Source organism: Cysteiniphilum marinum, from assembly GCF_014857925.1.
Classification (GTDB): Bacteria; Pseudomonadota; Gammaproteobacteria; order Francisellales; family Francisellaceae; genus Caedibacter; species Caedibacter marinus.
Genome location: NZ_JACYVZ010000094.1, coordinates 1 through 1,544, shown reverse-complemented (window position 1 = coordinate 1,544; position 1,544 = coordinate 1). Strand labels below are relative to the sequence as shown.

The window sequence follows — 1,544 nt, the reverse complement described above, 5'->3', positions numbered from 1 at the left end:
TTTAAATCGCTGAAAGCCTAGCAAAGAAATGAAGTCAATATGATCAACTTGAGTAAATATTTCAGCAGTTGATTTTCCTTTCATTTTTTCGTTAGCAGAGCGCATCAAAGGGATGTGATTAAGCGCGAATTTGATGAGTTCAAATCGCTCTTTTTTAAATCCTTTGCGAGGATCAAGATAAGGTCTTAATCGGCTGTTAAGCGTTTCGATTAGAGAGCTTGATCGATGAACGGTAGCAATGATGTTTAGTACATCATCTTCAATATTATCAAAGTGATCTCCGTGTTTATCATAAAACTTAATCAGGTTAATATCATACTGATTACCATCGAGATTATATCTGGCGTTATTACATATATCCCAGATATCTGAAACGCTTATATCATGCTTGATAGCTAAGTTTTTAAACTCTGTATTAAGCTCATTAACGACATCGAGCAGCTTTTCCTTATTGTTTTTGAGTGTAGTTACAATAGATTGAATACGATGAGGATGTCTTTTAGCAAGCTCTTCAAGCTCATAGAGAATGAAATCAAACATCGAATCTCTTTCTTCTGGAGAGCTGCTTTGTAGCTGTAACACATCATATTGAAGCCAGTTGGTTAAAGTTGAAAACTGACTATAGACATGATCATAGTTTTTCATTTCTTTGGCTGCCTTTTTAAGATGATATCCTTGCTTTTGTTGCTGCTGTTTTGTTTTGGCTTTATCGAGTTTAGTTGATTCTTTTATGCACTTAGTCACTGAAGATTCATATTTATTCTTCAGAAAGCGTGAAGTCTCTTTAATACTTTGGGTAACATGAAAATGATCATATCTGACTTTGACGCTAGGCATAATTTCAGCAAATGCTTTTTCCATGCCAGAGCCACCATCCATCACGTTGTTATCAGGACTGTAACCTTTATCACTCATATTGAGTAAATGATAGCCCCAAGCATTATGATCACGAGTATCTTCTTGTTGAAGCTCAAGACAGAACTGCGAATCTAAATCGATAACTGCTAACACGGGATCACCCTGATGGAAAAGCTCGTCAGTCGCACTGTTTTTACAGCTTTCAAAGCGATAACTGTCATTGACTTCTTTGGCCTTAGCAGTTGCGTCATCAAGGATTGAACAAACCGTGCCAACTGACACATCAACATCAAAAGCGTACTTGATAAAATAAATAATATTTCTAACGCTACTTTTGCAAACGATAAACAAAAGTGTTGCCACCATAGCGATGTACTCCCAAGTTACAGGGATATAACATATTACATCCTCAGGTTTGCTCAGCGTTTGATCTATTGCTTCAGAGACTGTGTTGATATGAGAATACACGGTTTTACGAGTAACATTGTGTTTATTGGCAATATCAGTAACACATCCTGATTTAATGCAATCGCTTAATAGCTGTTTCTTTTGGTTTTGAGTGAGTCGTTTAGGTTGCATATAATGAGCCGTTTGTTTTTGTTTTTTCGCAAATTGATAATAATTAAACGGCTCTCTAAATGCTATCAAAAGTTGCCTTCATGTGTATACTGGATTTGAACCATGCC

At 36.2% G+C, this 1,544-nt stretch carries 1 protein-coding gene; it reads right to left on the bottom strand.

The window, feature by feature from the left end:
- Nucleotides 1-1,437 (bottom strand): transposase (locus tag IE867_RS14405; protein ID WP_192485398.1); only part of this gene is annotated, 1,437 nt, incomplete at its 3' end.
- Nucleotides 1,438-1,544 lie beyond the last annotated feature (107 nt).